14 protein-coding genes are annotated in these 19,713 nt (G+C 58.4%); 8 read left to right on the top strand and 6 right to left on the bottom strand.

What is annotated here, in order from left to right:
• Positions 1-8: 8 nt before the first annotated feature.
• From FFS45_RS04285 to FFS45_RS04250, 8 genes are all read left to right on the top strand, one after another.
• Positions 9-1,445 (top strand): aspartate aminotransferase family protein, encoded by a 1,437-nt coding sequence (locus tag FFS45_RS04285; RefSeq protein ID WP_137953481.1) that lies wholly within the window; start codon positions 9-11, stop codon positions 1,443-1,445.
• Between the two features lie 76 nt (positions 1,446-1,521).
• A complete protein-coding gene (locus FFS45_RS04280) occupies positions 1,522-2,655 on the top strand; it encodes a polyamine ABC transporter substrate-binding protein (protein ID WP_137953480.1) in 1,134 nt (377 codons plus the stop codon).
• Between the two features lie 202 nt (positions 2,656-2,857).
• Positions 2,858-4,027, top strand: coding sequence for a polyamine ABC transporter ATP-binding protein (gene potA, locus FFS45_RS04275; RefSeq protein ID WP_137953479.1), 1,170 nt, complete (start codon positions 2,858-2,860; stop codon positions 4,025-4,027).
• Positions 4,024-4,995 (top strand): ABC transporter permease subunit, encoded by a 972-nt coding sequence (locus FFS45_RS04270; protein WP_137953478.1) that lies wholly within the window; start codon positions 4,024-4,026, stop codon positions 4,993-4,995. The genes potA and FFS45_RS04270 overlap by 4 nt, the downstream gene beginning before the upstream one ends.
• Positions 4,992-5,900, top strand: coding sequence for an ABC transporter permease subunit (locus FFS45_RS04265; protein WP_137953477.1), 909 nt, complete (start codon positions 4,992-4,994; stop codon positions 5,898-5,900). The genes FFS45_RS04270 and FFS45_RS04265 overlap by 4 nt, the downstream gene beginning before the upstream one ends.
• A gap of 37 nt (positions 5,901-5,937) precedes the next feature.
• Positions 5,938-7,521 (top strand): DUF3138 family protein, encoded by a 1,584-nt coding sequence (locus FFS45_RS04260; RefSeq protein WP_137953476.1) that lies wholly within the window; start codon positions 5,938-5,940, stop codon positions 7,519-7,521.
• Between the two features lie 69 nt (positions 7,522-7,590).
• The gene (locus FFS45_RS04255) at positions 7,591-8,901 is read left to right on the top strand and encodes an FAD-binding oxidoreductase (protein WP_137953475.1); all 1,311 of its coding nucleotides are present in this window, start codon (positions 7,591-7,593) and stop codon (positions 8,899-8,901) included.
• A complete protein-coding gene (locus FFS45_RS04250; protein WP_137953474.1) occupies positions 8,901-10,205 on the top strand; it encodes an FAD-binding oxidoreductase in 1,305 nt (434 codons plus the stop codon). The genes FFS45_RS04255 and FFS45_RS04250 overlap by 1 nt, the downstream gene beginning before the upstream one ends.
• Before the next feature lie 8 nt (positions 10,206-10,213).
• Here the strand turns inward: FFS45_RS04250 and FFS45_RS04245 are convergent, their stop codons facing one another.
• The 6 genes from FFS45_RS04245 to FFS45_RS04220 all read right to left on the bottom strand — a co-directional run.
• Entirely contained in the window at positions 10,214-11,149 is a 936-nt protein-coding gene (locus FFS45_RS04245; RefSeq protein ID WP_137953473.1) for a DUF4231 domain-containing protein, read from the bottom strand.
• 136 nt (positions 11,150-11,285) lie between these two features.
• Positions 11,286-15,578, bottom strand: coding sequence for an AAA family ATPase (locus FFS45_RS04240; RefSeq protein WP_137953472.1), 4,293 nt, complete (start codon positions 15,576-15,578; stop codon positions 11,286-11,288).
• Positions 15,547-17,010 carry a toll/interleukin-1 receptor domain-containing protein gene (locus FFS45_RS04235; RefSeq protein ID WP_171029566.1) on the bottom strand — a complete coding sequence of 488 codons (1,464 nt, stop codon included), beginning with the start codon at positions 17,008-17,010 and terminating at the stop codon, positions 15,547-15,549. The genes FFS45_RS04240 and FFS45_RS04235 overlap by 32 nt, the downstream gene beginning before the upstream one ends.
• Before the next feature lie 144 nt (positions 17,011-17,154).
• Entirely contained in the window at positions 17,155-17,490 is a 336-nt protein-coding gene (locus FFS45_RS04230) for a hypothetical protein (protein WP_137953470.1), read from the bottom strand.
• 10 nt (positions 17,491-17,500) lie between these two features.
• A complete protein-coding gene (locus tag FFS45_RS04225; protein ID WP_137953469.1) occupies positions 17,501-18,817 on the bottom strand; it encodes a hypothetical protein in 1,317 nt (438 codons plus the stop codon).
• Positions 18,818-19,341: 524 nt separating this feature from the next.
• Positions 19,342-19,713: TetR/AcrR family transcriptional regulator (locus FFS45_RS04220; RefSeq protein ID WP_137953468.1), on the bottom strand; the 372-nt coding region annotated here is incomplete at its 5' end.

The raw sequence follows: 19,713 nt of genomic DNA, 5'->3' as shown, positions 1-19,713 counted from the left end.
GAGGCAACATGAGCTACAGAACAGAAGAAGTCGCGTACGTGCAACCGGCCCAGCCGGCTGCCGCCGCACAGGTTTCGCAACAACGCAGCACCGCCGAGTATCGCGCGCTCGACGCGGCGCACCACATCCATCCGTTTTCGGATATGAGTTCGCTCAACAAGATCGGCAGCCGCGTGATCGTCAAGGCCAAAGGCGTGTACCTGTGGGACTCCGAAGGCAACCAGATCATCGACGGCATGGCCGGACTCTGGTGCGTGAACGTCGGCTACGGCCGCAAGGAACTCGCCGACGCCGCTTACCGGCAATTGATGGAGCTGCCCTACTACAACACCTTCTTCAAGACCACGCACCCGCCGGTGATCGAACTGTCCGCCTTGCTCGCGGAACTGGCGCCGGCGCCGTTCAACCACTTCTTCTATTGCAACAGCGGCTCGGAAGGCAACGACACCGTGCTGCGCATCGTCCATCAGTATTGGGCGACGCAAGGCAAGCATGCCAAGAAGGTGGTGATCTCGCGCAAGAACGGCTATCACGGTTCAACGATTGCCGGCGGCACGCTCGGCGGTATGGGCTACATGCATGAGCAGATGCCGTCGAAGGTCGAGAACATCGTACATATCGACCAGCCGTACTACTTCGGCGAGGCCGAAGGCAATCTGACGCCGGAAGAGTTTGGCCTCGCCCGCGCGCAGCAGCTCGAAGCGAAGATCCTCGAGATCGGCGCGGAGAATGTCGCCGCGTTTATCGGCGAGCCTTTCCAGGGGGCGGGCGGCGTGATCTTCCCACCGTCGACCTACTGGCCGGAAATCCAGCGCATCTGCCGCAAGTACGACATTCTGCTGGTCGCAGACGAAGTGATCGGCGGCTTCGGACGCACCGGTGAATGGTTCGCGCATCAGCACTTCGGGTTCGAGCCCGACCTCATCACGCTCGCCAAGGGTTTGACGAGCGGCTATGTGCCGATGGGCGCAGTTGGCCTGCATGACCGCGTCGCCAAGGCCATCATCGAAAACGGCGACTTCAATCACGGCCTCACCTACTCCGGCCATCCGGTCGCGGCCGCAGTGGCGGTGGCCAACCTCAAGCTCCTGCGCGACGAAAAAATCGTCGAGCGCGTCAAGAACGATACCGGCCCGTACTTCCAGAAGAAGCTGCGCGAGACCTTCGCGAACCATCCGATCATCGGCGACATCGCCGGGGCCGGGCTGGTGGCCGGCCTGCAACTCGCGCAGGAACCGAAAACGCGCAAGCGTTTTGCCAACGGGGGCGATGTCGGCACGATCTGCCGCGACTTCTGCTTCAACGGCAACCTGATCATGCGCGCCACCGGCGACCGGATGCTGCTGTCGCCGCCGCTCGTGATCACGAAGCAGGAAATCGACGAGATCGTCTCGAAGGCGAAGAAAGCCATCGACGCGACCGCACAACAACTCGGAATTTCGTAACGGCAGTTCTTTTCCGGCGTGGGCGTACCCCAACACGCGCTCATGCCGGGACTTCAACTTCAAGGGAAAATAAGCCATGAGCGCTAGTCATACTGGACGTCATCTTCGTCATGCGGTCGCGGGGGCCGCGCTTCTCGCCGTCACGAGCTTTACTGCGCTGTCGGTCTCACCGGCGCTTGCGGCCGACACCGAACTCAACGTGTACAACTGGTCGGACTATATCGCCAAGGATACGATTCCAAACTTCGAGAAGCAGGACGGCATCCATGTGAAGTACGACAACTACGATAGCGACGATACGCTGCAGGCCAAGCTGCTCGCAGGCAGTTCCGGCTACGACATCGTGGTGCCGACGTCCAACTACATGGCCAAGCAGATTCAGGCCGGTGTTTACCAGAAGCTCGATAAATCAAAGCTGCCGAACCTGACGAATCTCGACCCGGTTCTGATGAAGATGATCACCGACGCCGATCCCGGCAATCAGTACGGCGTGCCCTGGGCATACGGTACCGACGGTGTGGGCTACAACGTGCAAGCCGTGCAAAAGGCGCTTGGCGCCGACGCACCGGTGGATAGCTGGGCGCTCGTGTTCGACCCGGCCAATCTCTCCAAGCTGAAGGGCTGCGGCGTGTCGTTCCTCGACCAGGCCGTGGACGTCTTCGCAGCGGTGCTGCAATACATGCATAAGGATCCGAACAGCACGAACCCGGCCGACTACCAGGCAGCCTTCGAAGTGCTGAAGAAAGTCCGCCCGTATATCACCCAGTTCAACTCCTCCGGTTACATCAACGACCTTGCCAATAACGACGTGTGCGTCGCCGTGGCATGGTCGGGCGACGTCGGCATCGCCAGCCGCCGCGCGGCTGAAGCAAAGCGCTCGTACACGGTCAAGTTCTCCAACGTCAAGGAAGGCGGCCTGCTGTGGTTCGACGTGATGGTGATCCCGAAGGATGCGCCGCACCCAGAAGCCGCACTCAAGTGGATCAACTACATCGAAGATCCCAAGGTCAACGCCGCCATCACCAACGAAGTGTTCTACCCGACTGCCAACAAGGCCGCACGCCAGTTCGTGACGCCGGGCGTCGCTCAGGACACCACGGTTTATCCGGGTGACGACGTACTGAGCAAGATGACGCTGATGAAGCCGATGCCGAGCGACATCCTGCGCCTTGAAAACCGCCTTTGGGCTCAGCTCAAAACCGGCCACTGATTTATTAATCACGCATATAAGCATCCATAACCGCGGAGCAGGGATCGCTCGATCCCTCTTCGCCTGAAACGGCAATAAGGCAGTCAGCCTGCGCCTTGCAAGCGCAGTCCCATGTTTCCCGATCGCAGCAGACCTCTGTGAGCCGCCTCCGCGCCTCACACGGGGACGCTTACGCCCGCGATCCGCAAGGAATGGTTACACCATGAACTCGACGACCTCAACAAATAGCGCCGCCCAGGTAGCCCGCAATGCGGCGAGACCCGCAGTTACGACTAAAAGCAAAACGGACGAGTTTGTCCGCATTGAAAATGTCGTAAAGAAGTTCGGCGACAGCACCGCTGTCGATAATGTCAATCTGACCATCGCGAAGAATGAACTGTTCGCGCTGCTCGGCAGTTCCGGCTGCGGTAAATCCACGCTCCTGCGCATGCTCGCCGGACTGGAAACGGCTACCTCGGGACGCATCTTCGTCGACGGCGAAGACCTTGCGGCCATGCCGCCGTACAAGCGCCCCGTCAACATGATGTTCCAGTCGTATGCGCTCTTTCCGCATATGACCGTGGAGGCGAACATTGCCTTCGGTCTCAAGCAGGAAGGTACGCCGAAGAACGAGATCAAGGAACGCGTGGCCGATGCCCTGCATCTCGTGCAGATGAGCAAGTTTGCGGGCCGCAAGCCACATCAGCTCTCCGGCGGCCAGCAACAGCGTGTGGCGCTGGCCCGCTCGCTCGTCAAGCGGCCCAAGCTGCTGCTGCTCGACGAACCGATGTCCGCGCTCGACAAGAAGATCCGCCAGAAGACCCAGCTCGAGCTGGTCAACATCATCGAGAAGGTCGACGTGACCTGCGTGATGGTTACGCACGATCAGGAAGAAGCGATGACGATGGCCGGGCGCCTTGCCGTGATGAGCGAAGGGCGCATCGTGCAGATCGGCACGCCCTCGCAGGTCTATGAGTTTCCGAACAGCCGCTTTTCGGCCGAGTTCATCGGCTCGACCAACATGTTCGAAGGTGTGGTGGTGGAGGACGAACCCGATCACATCTTTGTCGAGAGCGAAGACCTCGAAGCGCGCATGTATGTGAGCCACGGCATTACGGGACCGCTTGGCATGCCGGTGGGCATCTCGGTGCGTCCGGAGCGTGTGAAGGTCTCGCTCGAAAAGCCTTCGACGCCGCATAACTGGGCCCGCGGCGTGGTCTCGGATGTCGCCTATATGGGCAGCTATTCGCTCTACCACGTGCGCCTGCCGAGCGGCAAAACGGTCGTGTCGAACCTCTCCAGCTCGCATCTGATGAGCGAAGGCGCGCCCGCCTACAACGACGACGTGTTCGTCTACTGGTCGCCCGCTAGCGGCGTAGTGGTGACGCAATGAGCAATCCCACTACCTCCTCCGCGGCGCTCGGCGCGCCGCACGCGAACCGCTTGATCGCCACGTTGAAAAAGCGCCTCGGCGCCCTGCTGCCTTCGGGTCGCACCACGGTGATCGGCGTGCCGTTCCTGTGGCTCACGCTGTTTTTCGCGCTGCCGTTCGTGCTGGTGCTGAAGATCAGCTTCGCCGATCTGCGCCTGGGCATTCCGCCGTACACGGATCTCCTGAGCGTCAAAGACGGCGTCGTGCACTTTGTGATCCAGCTCAGCCATTACGCGTTCCTGCTGCAGGACGATCTGTATATCGCCACCTACATCAGCTCGCTGAAGATGGCCGCCATCTCGACCTTCTTCTGCCTGTTGATCGGCTATCCGGTGGCGTACTACATCGCCCGCTCGGAGCCGGCCAAACGCAACCTGCTGATGATGGGCGTGATGCTGCCGTTCTGGACGTCGTTCCTGATTCGCGTCTATGCATGGATCGGCATCCTGAAGGATGACGGTCTGCTCAATCACACGCTGATGGCCATCGGCATGATCCATTCGCCGCTGCGGCTCTACCACACCGATATTGGCGTCTATATCGGCATGGTCTATTCGTACCTGCCGTTCATGGTGATGCCCCTGTATGCGCACCTGGTGAAGATGGACCTGACGCTGCTCGAAGCCGCCTACGACCTCGGCGCCAAACCGTGGACCGCCTTCACGCGCATCACTTTGCCGCTTTCCAAGAACGGCATTATCGCCGGCAGCCTGCTGGTGTTCATTCCGGCGGTGGGCGAATACGTGATTCCCGAACTGCTCGGCGGCGCCGACACGCTGATGATCGGCCGCGTCATGTGGGACGAGTTCTTCAACGATATGGACTGGCCGATGGCATCTGCCGTGACGGTCGCAATGGTTCTGCTGCTGCTCGTGCCAATGGCCGTGTTCCAGTACTACCAGGTCAAGGAACTGGAGGGCACGAAATGATCAAGCCAAACCGGAAACTGTCCAACACCGTCCTGACGCTCGGGTTTCTGTTCCTTTATATCCCGATCATCAGCCTCGTCGTGTACTCGTTCAACGAGTCGAAGCTCGTCACCGTATGGTCCGGCTTTTCTCTCAAGTGGTACGGCGCCTTGCTGCAAGACGACGAACTGCTCAGCGCGGCATGGCTGTCGCTGAAGATCGGCTTGCTGACGGCATGTGCTTCGGTCGTGATCGGCACGTGGGCGGGTTTCGTGCTCGCGCGCTTCGGCCGCTTTCGCGGCTTCACGCTGTTCGCCGGCATGATCAATGCGCCACTGGTGATTCCCGAAGTGATTCAAGGCATTTCGCTGCTGCTCCTGTTCGTCGCGCTCGAACAGATGCTTGGCTGGCCGAAGGGACGTGGTCTGCTGACGATCTGGATCGGCCACGTGATGCTGTGCGTGTCCTACGTGGCGATCATCGTGCAGTCGCGCGTCAAGGAACTGAACAAGTCGCTCGAAGAAGCCGCGCTCGATCTTGGCGCCACGCCCTTCAAGGTGTTCTTTCTGATCACGCTGCCGCTGATCTCGCAGGCGCTGATGTCAGGCTGGCTGCTCTCGTTCACGCTGTCGTTCGACGATCTGGTGTTGTCGGCGTTCCTCTCCGGGCCCGGCTCCACCACGCTGCCGCTGGTTGTGTTCTCGCGCGTGCGGCTCGGCCTGAACCCGGAAATGAATGCGCTCGCAACGATCTTCATCAGCGTCGTGACAGTGGGCGTGATCGCCGTGAACCGCTGGATGCAGGTTCGCGAACGCAAACGCACCCGCGACATGCAGATGGCCTTCGCCGTAGCGGAAGCCGCCGATGCCGCCCCCGCCCCCCAACCCGCTACCGCGCGCAAGTCGCTCGGGACCGTCCAAGTTTAAGCAGTTCCTGGCAATACGACTAACAAGGAGAATGTGCATGAGAAAGAAACTCATCTGCCTGCTAGTGGCGGGGAGTCTGCCAGGCATCGCCATGGCGGACACCACTAGCGACGAGATCAAGGCGCTGCAGGCGCAACTGAACTCGTTGCAAAAGGAAGTGAAACAGTTGCGGGCAGAGGTCGCGGCCAAACCCAAGACGGTAGCCGCCGCGCCGGCGGCGGCGCCCGCTGCAGCGCCGGCGGTGGCTGCGGCGCCGGTGGATATTTCGTCGCCCGATTACGGCAAGGCGCAGGCCACGCTGACCAACGATCAGGTCGACGCGATGAAGCAGCAGATCGCCAATCAGCAGTTGAAGGTCGATTCGCTGGTTGACGCGCAGAACACGGGGCCGATTGCCGGCCTTTCAGTGACGGGCTATATCGACCCGACCTACGTCTATAACCGCGATCTGAGCAGCTCGTCGTTCCTGTTCGCCAACCACGAAAGCAGCTACGACTACTTCAACAGCACGTTCGGCGACATCTACCTCGACATCAAGAAGACCTTCGGTGTCGGCCCGATGGCGCCGTCGGCTGAAATCACCTTGATGCCGAACCGCGGCAACGGCATCACGCTGCTGCAGAACGAGCACGGCAGCACCGGGCTCGACATCCTGAATACGGCTGTCGTCACGGTGCCTGTCACGGCCACGACCACGTTTGTGGCTGGCTTGATGCCCAGCTTCGGCGGCTACGAGGTGCAGCAGTCGAACCAGTTGCTGACGCTCACGCACAACCTGCTCTATGACTTCTCGGATCCGGGCAGCTATGTGGGCGCAGGCGTGAACTACACCGGCGACAACAGCAACTGGGCATGGAAGTTCATGCTGGGTAATGAGCAGTACCGCACGTATGGCTCGGTGGTGCAGACGGGCACGAATGCGCTGGGCGACCCGATCACGACCAGCAACAAGATCCCGACCTTCACGGCCCGCGTCGACTACACGTGGTCCAGCGCGCTGGATATTGGTGGCTCGTTCAATATCGGCAGGCAGACGCTCGCCTCCGCCATCAACTCCAGCGGCCAGGCTGTGTACGGCGTGGGCGGTGCGGCGCCGAACGCTTTCGGGACGTTCTTCTTCGCCGAAGCGGACGCGGCCTACACCCTCGCCGACGTGCAGTACAACGCCGAGCTCGATTACGGTCAGCAGCAGAACGCAGCGTTCAACGGCGGCCAGGCACAGTGGTACGGCATCTCGCTGCTCGCCCACCGCAAGTTCAGCTTGCCGACGGTAGGCCGCATGGGTGTCACCGCGCGCTACGATGTGCTCGCCGACACCAAGAACGGCGGCGGCGGCGGTGGGATTGCGCTGAACTCCAACGGTATGGATCCGACCAACGGCTTCGGCATCGGTGCGGACTGCCTGGCAAATTCGAAGGCCAATGGCGGCCTGGGCTTCGAGTGCAAGGGCGCGGTCCACCAGGACGTCGCGCTGGACCTGTTGTTCTATCCGACCCAGCAGATCACCGTCAAGGTCGAATACCGCCACGACTGGGCGACCCAGGACGTGTTCCTGCACAACAGCGGCTCGTACGGCAAGTCTAACGACATGCTGGCCACGCAGTTCATCTACGCGTTCTAACCTGTACCGCCGAAGTACGGCGCCACGCAGCACGGCGCCGTACCTCGGCATCTAGTGTGTTTTCTGCCTATGCTCCGGTTTGCAAACCAGCCTCACGCCGCGTCGTACTATGCGGCCACGCTCAACGATACGACCCGTCACGCCCCGCTCAACGGCACGCTAAAGGTGGATGTCTGCGTGATCGGCGCCGGCCTCACCGGCATCTCGACGGCGCTGAACCTTGCCGAGCGCGGCTATTCCATCGCGGTGCTCGAAGCATCGAAAGTCGGCTGGGCTGCGAGCGGGCGTAACGGCGGCCAGTTGATCGGCGGTTTTGCGTGCGATATGGATACATTCGCCAGGCACATGCCGGCGGAAGACGTCAAACGCATGTGGGAGATGGGTCTCGAGACGCTGGAAATCGTCAAGGATCGCGTCGCGCGGCACCAGATAGACTGCGACCTGCGCTTCGGCTATTTCCACGCGGCGAACAAGCCGCGCGATGCCGCGGCGCTGCGGCAATGGCGCGACGAGGCTCGAACGCGCTTTGGCTACGACCGCTTCCGCTATATCGAGCAGGACGGCTTAAGCCACTATATCCAGTCGACGCGCTATCTGGGCGGCTTGTTCGACCCGGACAGCGGACATTTGCATCCGCTCAATTACACGCTGGGCCTCGCTCGCGCCGCGAGCGCCGCAGGCGTGCAGATTTTCGAAGACAGTTGTGTGACCCGCATCAGCAATGCTGGCAGCAAGAACAACGGGAGCGGTGGGCATGTGATAGAAACCACCCACGGCCAGGTACAGGCGCAATTCGTTGCGCTCGCCTGCAACACCTGGCTCGGTGAACTGGCGCCGGATGTGTCGCGCAAGATCATGCCTGTGGGCACTTATGTGATCGCCACCGAGCCGCTTGATCCGGCCCGCGCACAGGCCTTGATGCCGGCGCAAGCGGCCATCTGCGACAGCCGCTTTGTGCTCGACTATTTCCGGCCGGCCCCCGATCACCGCGTGCTGTGGGGCGGCAAGGTCAGCTACTCGAGGTTCGCGCCGCGCAATCTCGGCGAAGCGATGCGCCGCGATATGCTGAAGACTTTCCCGCAGTTGGCCGACGTGAAGGTCGATTATGCGTGGGGCGGCTTTGTCGATATCACGATGAATCGCGCGCCGCATTTCGGACGGCTCTCGCCCACGGTATATTTCGCCCAGGGTTTCTCGGGACATGGGGTCAACACCACAGGACTCGCCGGCAAGCTGATCGCCGAAGCGATCGACGGCCAGGCCTCGCGCTTCGACCTGTTCGGCAAGATTCGCCACCGCGACTTTCCGGGCGGCGCTACCCTGCGTACCCCTGCCCTCGTCCTCGCGATGGCCTGGTATCGAATGAAGGATTTGCTCTGATGACTGACAGCCTCGACCGCCGCGCGGATGCGCTCATCCGCAACTCTTATTACGAAGCAAGCGCCGCGCGCCCGCTCGTCGACGACCCGATGCTCGAGGGCGCGCTCGAGGCCGACGTGTGCGTGATCGGGGCAGGCTTCGCCGGGCTATCGGTGGCGCTCGAATGCCGGGCGCGAGGTTTGTCCGTGGTGGTGCTCGAAGCGCACCGGCCCGGTTGGGGTGCGTCGGGTCGTAACGGCGGACAAACCCTGGTGGGTTTCGCGAAAGACGAAATCATCGAAAAGCAGCTCGGCCTCGACGGAGCGCGTGCGGCCTGGGCGATGTCGGTGGAAGGCGTCGCGCTGGTGCGCGAACGCATCGAGCGTTACGGGATCGATTGCGATTTCACCTCAGGCTATCTGACCGTCGCGACCAAACCCAAGCGCGTACCCGATCTGCGGACGTGGATGGATCAGGTGTCGTCGCGAATGGGTTACACGAAGCTCTCCTGGCTCGATACCGACGAGATCCGCACCCGCGTCGCGTCGCAACGCTATCTGGCGGGTGTCTACGATCCGTTCTCCGGCCATCTGCATCCGCTCAAATACTGCCTCGGTCTCGCCGACGCGGCGCGGCGCGAGGGTGCGCTATTGTTCGCTCACTCGCCGGTCATCGAAGTCGTGCGCGGCGCACGGCCGGCGGTACGCACGGCCAACGGCGAAGTGCGCTGTCGCTTCGTGGTTGCATGCGGCAACGCGACCGCCGGCGATGCGCTGCCTGCGGCAATCGCCGCACGCATTGCGCCGATCGCCTCGTATATCGTCGCTACCGAGCCGCTTGGCGAGGCGCGTGCCTCTGCACTTATCGCAAGACGCGAAGCGGTGTGCGATAACAATTTCTTCCTCGATTACTTTCGTGTCTCGGCGGATCACCGCGTGCTGTTTGGTGGCCGAGCCAGTTCGACCGGTGCTGCGCCCGCGCAGTTATCCGAGCAGATTCGCAAGCGGATGGTGGATGTGTTTCCGCAAGTGGCCGACGCGAAAGTTGAGTTCGCATGGGGCGGGTTTGTAGACGTCACGCGCAACCGGGCGCCGGATTTTGGGTCGATCGATCCGAATTACTTTTATGTGCAGGGGTTTTGCGGGCATGGTGTCGCGTTGACCGGGATTGCTGGGCGCGTGGTTGCGCAGGCGATTGTTGGGGATACGGCGGCGTTCGATCTGTTTGCGAGGCTACGTCATGCGCGCTTTCCGGGCGGGCCGGCGTTGCGCGGGCCGGCGCTTGAGTTGGGGATGTTGTATCACCGGATTCGGGAGATTTTGTAAGGCAACCGTCAGACCGTATCTCCCGTTGCGACGGGTTTTGGCGTTGCCGTCGCCTGCGTTAGGAAATCGGTTGCCCAAGTCTGGTTCTCGCCGTTCAAGATATTCTCAGCATCGCTGACAAACGATTCGTCCGCGGCAGGATCGCCATCCGAGGTTTTCGCAAACTCCCATTCCGCTTTGCGTCGTCGGAGCCGTTCAGCGGCGAGCCGATAGGTGGCAGCGAGACGCTGGTAACGTTTCGCCATCGCGTAACTACCGATGGAGGCGGACACTGTGCTAAGTACGGCGACCCAAGCCTCGCCATTCATGCCCCGCATCGACGCGCCAATAACGGCTAGCAAAGCGGAAAGCAGACTAAGTGTCTGCACGGCCCGCGTGCATAGAATCCCATGTCGCTCGTTGGCGGCAGCATTCGGTTCGAAGAAGCCTGTGATCTCTTGCTCTACGCGGATCACCGCGTAGTCTTCGACGGACAGCGTCGATGCAGGCTTGTTTCGGCTTGCTTCCTCGTCTGTCAAATCGCAAGGGGGCACGTCCTGCCCCTCGCTCGTCAATGCATCGATTCTCGCGAACAGCTTCTTGGCGCCATCGGGGCCGTCATACGGCGCGCTGTGAGTCGCATAACGATAACTCTCCGATTTGGCACGCTCGGCAAGTGCTCGTGCCCGAATCCATTGCTTCTCGCGCATTGGATCGAGCATCGTACGCGCGGTCCATGAGGCAGCGGCCATCGATGCCGCACTGACAAGACTCAGCACGCGCGCAACCGAAAGCACATCATTGGCGCCGCTCGGGAGCTGTGACGCCAGGGTCGCGACGAGAGCCCCACCGACCGTCAAGCCGAGCGTGATTAGCCGCCAGCGGTCGAGGTTGGAACGTATCCCAGCGGCTCGCATCGCCCAGCCCCGATATTGTCGCCACATCAAATCGAATGCAGGATCCATTTTCTCACCAGTTAGAAAAAGCAGGTACGACGCATCGCAATGCAGCGATGAGTGGTAGCGTTCAAGCTTGCACCCGTCATTTGATCTACTCTGTTGCCGATACCCGTGGTGAAACAAACCGAAGCGCGATACCCGATCATATGGGAAGGTATTTCCTGCGTTCAGCATCAGTCAGCTTACGTCCGAGTCCGTCCATTCGCGCCTCGGCAATGCTCCTTAGTTTGTCTGGGTCTACACACTGCGCGCAGTGATATTCGCGGACCGAACCGTCGCCTCCGACACTCCTGATCAGACTCTCGCTTCCGTCAAACGTAACGCCGATCACCGGTGCTGTGTGGCCATAAAATTCGGCGACGGCCCGGCCAGTTTTGACATCCCACACGCGCACTGAGTGATCGTCGCTTCCAGTGACGAGCCAGTGGTTACCCGGACTAAACGCCAGCGCTCTGACTGTGCCTGTGTGACCGCGCAATTCCGTAAGCGAAACCGGATTGCCCGTGCTCGTATCGAATACGCGAACGGTGTTGGACGAATCGATTGTCGCAGCGCGCTTGTCGTCGCCGCTCAGCACCGCTGCAACAACGATCGAATCATGACCTGTGAGCTTGGAAACCGGCTTCCACGTAGCGGTTTCCCATACGATCGCAGTCTTGTCGTAGCCTGCGGAAACGGCGAATTTCCCGTCGCTACTAAAGAAAATATCCTTGACTTCTCCGGTATGTCCGTTAAGCAGGGTCCTCTGCGGCTGTCCCGCGACGCGAAGGTCATACACTCTGATTGCCGCTGGAGAACCCTTCTGCACGTCCGAGGGTGCAGTGCTGCCCTGGCATACCACCAGCCAGTGTCCATCTGGACTGGGGGTAACACACCGTGTTGGCGCCGGAAGATTGATATCGAGTGGTGGGGCGGTCAATGCGTTCCTGGCGTCGAGCGTCCACACCTTCACCTTGTCCCCCGTGCTCCGGTTGTACCATCCAAATACTTGGTTAGGTGCGCCGAACATGGGAATAGACAACTTATCCGCGGGTGTCCTGAATTGCTGAATCGCATCGCCTGTCTGCGCATCCCAGAGCGTAGCACCGTACTCATCGAAGTCCTTCGTGAGGATATATCGCCCATCGGCACTGAAGGTCGCCCGCTTTGCTTTATATGCGCCGTGGCCTGGCCTAGCTTTCAGTTTTCCCGTCACGAGATCCCAGACTCCAGGTACATTATCGGCATCAATCGCAAGTACCGTTTTGCGATCTGGCGAAATCGCGGGTTCATAGTCGGAATTGGGTGCTTGAACCCAACCAGTTGGGTCGGCCACGCTGGTATGAACGTCGGAAAAGTTCGCTCCGGTGCCGATGTCTACCGTGTCCCAGATGCGCATCACTTTGTCACTGCTCCATGTGAGGAGTCGGCTGGAATCATTGCTGATGACCGATAACAAAACATCGGAGCCTGCTGGATAGCTCGCGATCACCCGGTGCGATGACGCATCCCAAAGCCTAACTCGCCCATCCTGGCTGATTGATGCAATCCAGCGCCCGTCGTTGCTGAACCACGCACTTCGCACAGGCACATCGTCGCCGACCAGTTTGCTCGACGACTCCTCGCCCCCCGCGTTGCGAGACTGAAGCGGATTCGGCCATAACCGGGCCACTCCTCCGGCAATCGTCACGATTTGCGTGCCGTCTGGACTGAAAATCGCCGAGCACAGTGGCGCCTCATCTTTCGGAAGCGGCAGATTGGCGACCTTGTCTGGGTTATCAACTGAACGAATCTGTGCGACGGGGGCGTCACTCGAGGGAAGCTTGATATTCAGCCGGCACATCGTCTTCACAAGAGAAGAGGCTTGATCCGTACTTAGAATCTGTTTGTGGTCGGCACTGAACACACTGTACGAAACTGCATGGCCGGCATCGCCGATCGTGGCGAGGACAGCGCCGGAAGACGTGCGCCGAAGCAGCTCGCGACCAGGCGTTTGCGGCGTCACTATAAATTGACCGTCGGGGCTCAACGTAGCGGTCTGACTTTCTACGGCCTCATTGTTGTTAACCGATACGATCTTGTTGCCCATGACAATTGTGATGAAGTTCGGGCCATGCGTGGATGGTGGCGTCACCCTCTCACTGGCACCTGACTTGAACGCCAGCACCTCGCTACCAGTGGTTGTATCCCAGATATTCCAGTTGCCGTCGCGGCCCAGAGTAGCCAGTTTTGTCCCATCGTCGCTGAATTCCGGTCGCCCCCCTTCGACCGAAGTCGCGCCATGCATCTCAAGTGGCCGCCACGACGCCGTGTACCAAACGTGCAAGGTGCCATCACCGGAAACCGCAGCCAGCGTTTTGCCATCAGGTCCAAAGAAGGCGTCTTTTGCATTCACCTCGAACGTCTGAACAACCTTTCCCTTCTGGTCGACGAGCCGGAGTGTTCCTAAGCTATCCACAAACAGTAGCAGCGTGCCATCTGGGTTTGAAATCGGCTCGTGCTTTTCTGTTCTGTTTGTTTCGATCTTTATCGGTTTAGTATTGGGATCGAGGCTGCGAACCTCGGCAGCCCAAGTATTCTGGCCGTTGGACACAGTTCGCCTGTAAATCATCACTTTGCCATTGGCAAGTGGAACAAGATCATCGCCAGCATCAACCAGATTCTGCAGCCGAAGCTTGCTTCTACGAGTTGCCTCTTCGAGAGCCGCGTCCGCCTGATCGATATTGTCAATTCGCTCAGCTTCCACGGCCAGCAAAACACCGAGTTCCGGATCGTCCCCCTGTGCAGCAACCACCGCGTTGGTTGCAACTTCGCGGGAGCTTGCAATCTTCGCAAGCCGATCGGCGCGCCTCTCCTGAACCACAGCAAAGCATGCAAGCAAGACAGCAATTACAATACCAACCAGCAATACTGCGTACCAGATTAACGACCACTTTTCACGGATGCGCTGGGCAATTTCCCGCTCAACCGCCTCTTGTTTTTGTGCTTCTGCTCGTTCCGCCGCCTCCACACTCGCATCAACAAACCTGATCGCGAGGTCATATTCATCATCGCTGCCATAGCGGGTTGCCCAAGCCTTGCTTGGGTTGCGACTCTGCTTCCAGCGCAACGCCTCATCAATGTCGGGATGCACCCATAGCCCGGACTTGAATCCACGTTCCTTCCACGCCTGCGCCGATTCAGAAATCCTGCGGTAAATCGCGGCGGAGGCCGCTTCCTCATCAGTCCAGCGATAAAGCCGGTCCCATTTGCGAATCAGACTTTCGTGGCCGATATCGAGCATCGTGCCAGGGCTGAGCGGAGCAGGCGGTGGGGGTGTCAGAAAACTCCGTTCGGGCAGACGCAATTGCTCGGCAACCTCGATCACCTCCGCCGTCGAGACATTCGCGACGCTCGCAATGTCTCGGATACGAGCCGGGTGGCGAATGTCGCGCTTTCCCACTCCGCGTTCGGTCAGCCTCGACATCATAACGCGCACAATTTCCTGCTGCCGTTTAGTCATCAGGCCGACAACCTCATCCGCGTGACTGGCCAGCGCATTGGCCAGCGAACCCACGGCGTCATAGTCAGACATTGTCGCCACCAGTTCGGTCGAAGAGTCCTCCCCCGCTTGGTGCTTCTTTTCGACGACGCGATTCCACATTCGCATCAAAACGTGCTGGAGCAGCGGCAACTGGTCCGGGTCAGGCCCAACCTCGTTGACAAGATGATTCACGAGTGCAGGTTCGATTTCGCCTTCGAACAGTTTCGCGGGACCGATAATCGCGGCCCGGATTTGCTCGCGCGTAAGGCGTGGCGTCAGGTACTGACTCTCGTTGATGGCCTCTGGCAATCCGTAAAACAACGCACATTCGCCAAGGAAATCCGAGCGCATTGTCACGACAACGTAGATTGGCAAATCGCGTTGCTCAGCGCTCGCCAGCAAAAGTGCGACAAATGCGTCAGCGTCGTCTGCGTGTCCCTGATCACGAAAACGAAAAATCTCCTCGAACTGGTCAACGAACAGCAACAGATTGTGGTGCTCCGGGAGCCGTGCTTCCCGCACAGCCTCGACAAGCCCCAGTGGTCCTCGTCGTAGCACCGCCCTCATCACGGCAGCGTCGCTCGCATTTGCCGAACGATGCGCGCCTAGCGCGGCAGGCTCCAGCAGCGCTGCCGCCAATCTTTCGAATGGCTTGCGGCCGGGTCGCATTTCGGCCAGCCTCCACCGCGCGCCGGCCTCCGATAGAAATCCCGCTTCGAGAGCAGCGATCAGCCCCGCGCGGACAAGAGACGACTTTCCGCAGCCAGACGGTCCAACAGCGGCGATGAAGCGAGAGCGTTGAAGCCTCTCGAGCAACTGATCTGTCTGCTGGTCCCGCCCAAAGAAAATATCCGCCTCGTCGTAGCGAAATGGACGCAGCCCCGGATAGGGTCCAGCGATTTCAGTCAGGGCAGAGAGGAGTATCGCGCTCATGGAGTTCTTTAAGAAGCGCAGTCACGAACCCGTTCACGATGTCTGGATGGAGTCCGTCGCGGCAATTGAGGGTATGCATCTTTGGCAAAACGAAGCTAACGTTCTCCTTGAACGACGGCGGCCCCTCAATCAAGCCAAGCAGGCTCAACGGCTGTTCTCGCTCACTCAGGATTCTTAGCCAGTAAGCGAGTTGGCGCCGCACCCAGAGCACCGAACTAGTGGCATAGACCACGATCAGACCGTGGCACGTCAACAGATTGAGGTTAAGGTCTTCACGTAAGTCTTTGGCACTCAGACCAGCACCGGGAAGCGGCAACGAATAGCCCACCCCTTCGGCCCGCAGCATCTCGCCAAGAGACTCCGCAAACTTTCGGTCCTGGGGATCCGTATTCAGAAAGACGAGAATGTCTTTCGACGGCACAGGTTTTACAATTTCGCGCCGTTGTACCTCATCGACGATTGCCCGCTTGAACTCTTCTATGCCGCACGCGCGCACATGCTGCCCGACAAGCATGTCGAAATGCTCAGATGCCGACGACCTTATCTTTTCTAGGTCGAGGTCCCGGCTGCGCCACTGAAGAATCGGCAATCCCGCCGCACTCGCTTGTTGGAACTCAACCATGAGCGGGCGAGCGTTCCAACCTACCCGTTTGCGACCGGAATATGCGCCGAGCAGTTGCACAAAAGCTCTGCTCTGCTTCAGGTCGTCCATCATGCGACGCTCATATTCCGCCTGATTGTCGCGTGGATACGCGGTGTCGGGAAGGACGCGCAGCCCCGCCTGCGTCACGTATTCTTCCACCTGCTCGCGGTAATCTTCCACGTCGTCCGTGACTTCGGCAAGAAAGATCGCCTGGCGGGGCGGTCGTTGAGCCTGTGGAACATGATCCAATCGCTCAAGCTCCTCCGCAAGTTCACGCCTCAGTTTATTCAGCCATACGAAGTATTCAGGTTCTTTCAAGCCGTCAACCACCGGCACCCCATAGGTTTTCGGCTCTTCGTTTTCGTCCAGTTTCCAGAAAGGGTAGGCAATCCGGCTTCTGAAGACTTCGGGCAATTTATTTCTATCAAGCCTGTCAATTTCGACAATAAAAATACGTGATCCTGAGCGCTCTTTTTTTTCTACAGCTTCTAGAAACGCATTGTATTCGCGCTCACACCATTTCGACTTCAGATAGCCCGTTGAACTGATGACAACAAGCGTTGCACTTTCACGCAGCGCCGCCTCTATTTGAACGGAAAACTCCTCGTTCCCGTTTAATTCTTTGTCCATCCAGATAGAAGCGGACCGCCGCCCTAGGATTTGATTTAGATACGTGCTCAAATTGCGTTGAAAAGTTTCGACCCAACGCTGCCCCGATACCAGAGCGACATTGTCGACATGGGCATAGCTGATAAACACGTCGTGCGTGTAACCCTGCACGTAAGGCATAGTTGACTCCCGCATCGCTCAACGTTGACTGAATTCAATTCAATCTTCGGCATCGCAATTGCTTTACATAAATACACAACGTGACTAATGTATCGACTCTACGGGCGGCAAGGGTTACTTCATCATAGTTCAAAAATCGCTCAATTACGGCAGATTCAGGCCAATTTTTACCGCGTTGTCGATCTGAGCCACTACCAAACCAGCGCTTAATCCGCCTGGAGTACCATTGCCGATCATCGCCATCGAAGCGATTGCCGTGTCCAGGGCCGACGAGCACGAGTCGATATGCGGCTGCTGCACAACAGTCGCCTGCTGTACAAGATCGTTGATGTAATCCTGCGCGTTTATTGAATCCTGCGCCTTACCATTCAGCGCTTCCGCATCAGAGCCTGCGAAAGGAGGGACGGGACTGCCTGCAGCCGATGTGCAGTAGGCACCTAGCGTTCCGTACTTCGAAGACAGGTCATTCAGTGTTGTCATGGCCACATCCTCATTTGTAGACAGCGATAATGGCTGATATTTCCGCTACTAGTTCCTTGATGTTCTTCAACCCTGCCTCCAGTTTCTTGACTTCATCATCTCTTGTCGGACTATCTAGCATCTGCACAAGAGTATTGTGTGCATCAATTATATTTTTAGTGACATCTTTTATATCGGCGTCGAGCAAAACCGTCAAAGCATGACCTTGATCCGGTGCTGGATATTCAGACATTTCCTTGAGAATCGCCGCGCGGTCAATGGAACTCTGTGCGCTCGAAAATTTAATCTTGTAGGCTTGACGGATAGAGTTGTTCGCAACCCCCTGCTCTACGAACGATCGCGTTGCCTGCAACGACAAATCTGCTCCTATATCGCTTACATCACTATTTAACTGACCCTTGTGCGCCTCAACTACCTTTTTTATTTGCGCCGCAGAACCATCTGTGCTCGCTATGGTATTCAGAGTATCGGCCAAGGCGCCAAACACACCAACCTCCTTGTTCAGGTTGGCATCTGCTACGCCTCCAATGGTTGGAACATCCGAAATTTTCTTCGCAACATCGTTATATCCCGAGCGAACAGATTCAATCTTCCCTGCAAGCCCGACTGCATTTTGTGTGATGGATTGCTTTAGATCAAATCCTAGAGAATCACGAACCTTGTCGAATCGCGTGGGCTGCGGTGTTGCAGCAGTTTTAAGGAGATCAAGATACTGCGAAAAATAAGAGAGAGCATCCGACAATGCCTTGTTACTGACGCTCTGCGTTTCAGGATATCGCACTGCCTGTAATGCACTACTTATATATGTTAGATCCGATGGCGCCCATCCATTGGAGTTTTTTACCTTAACGGCAGCAATTCCGATTTGATCGAGACAGGGGACCTCTTCGTCCGTATAGCATATGCTGCTGCACTGGCGTCCGTGCGCTAAAGGATCACTTTCGCAATCCTTCAAAAACTGACAGCTTTCCGGAAGCTGCCCACCGTTCGCATTCTTAATAGATTGCTCGACACCAAGACGACCTTCGATAAATTTCGTGGTCGGCTGAGATGAAGTGTCGGATAGTCGTCGAACATACACTGTTGCGTATTGGACTGGACAAGACGCATCTTTGGAAATGCGGGTGAACTTTAGAGTATTCTCGGCGTTCAATTGACTCTCGTCCGCCTGCTGGACCAAAGGACCTAGCTTCCCTGCTGTGGCTGTAAAATCATTTGCAGCGTTTACATAATAGGTTCCGCAGCCAGAAAGCATCCGAATTGCAAGGGCTGAGAGACATAGAATCCTCAGCGCAGTCCCCGCAAAGGGAATCGTCCTTGATACCATCGTGTTCTCCCGGATCTTGGGATGACCATTTTGCGAAGAGTGCGCTGGCGAAATCTAGTATTACGCTAAAGCTGCTTAGGTTTTATACGAAGAAAGCGATTAACCGTAGTTATCGTTTACCAGTGGCGCTGCCGTCGCAACCTGAGCGGCTTTTGTCATATTAATCGTGCAGATAACGTTGGCGGATTACTATGTCGCCGTTCCTCTTGTGCACAAAGAAACGGCATGCGGTTAAGAGCGGGTTGTCTTCACAAAACCTGTCCAAAGGGAGCGTGTCCCTGCAATGACAGCGACAATCGCGTCACAGGCATCGGCCAAGATCAAGCCTTAGTCCGACATCCCACCGAACCATCTCACTAGAGACTAGAAACAACCGAGGGTAGCGAAACCGTCCAGGCCCAGACGAAAGCGATTCGTGAGAGGCTCGCGCAAGTCGCAAGATGACGTCATCAAAATAATCGAGCGAAAGCCACCTGACACAGACTTTATTCCGGCTACCCAGATGACATCGCCCCCGCCGTACATCACGTGGCTCGTCCCCGTTTCCGCCCCTTCACCATCCTTTCCAGCAGCCCACCGGTCACATCCCTAAACAGCGCAACATTCCCATAAGCCCGCGCAGCAAGCATGGCGCCGTAGACCAGCGACACGAGCGTCGCAGCCTCGGTTTGAACCGATGAATCCAGTTTGATGAGGTCGTTCTTCACACCCGACTCGAACACCTGTTCGAGCCACAAGGTCAGGCTGTCGAAGAACGTTTTCACCACCTGTGCCACGTCCTCGGGCAGCGAAGGGAGCTCGGCGCCAAGCATGCCCGCTACGCAGAACGGAGCCGTGTCGTCCGCAATGCAGCGCTCCCAATGGCCGATGTAGGCACGCAGCTGGGCGATAGCGTC

The organism is Burkholderia sp. 4M9327F10 (assembly GCF_005503145.1).
In the GTDB taxonomy this organism is placed as follows: Bacteria; Pseudomonadota; Gammaproteobacteria; order Burkholderiales; family Burkholderiaceae; genus Paraburkholderia.
This window is presented reverse-complemented; position numbering and strand designations above follow the sequence as displayed.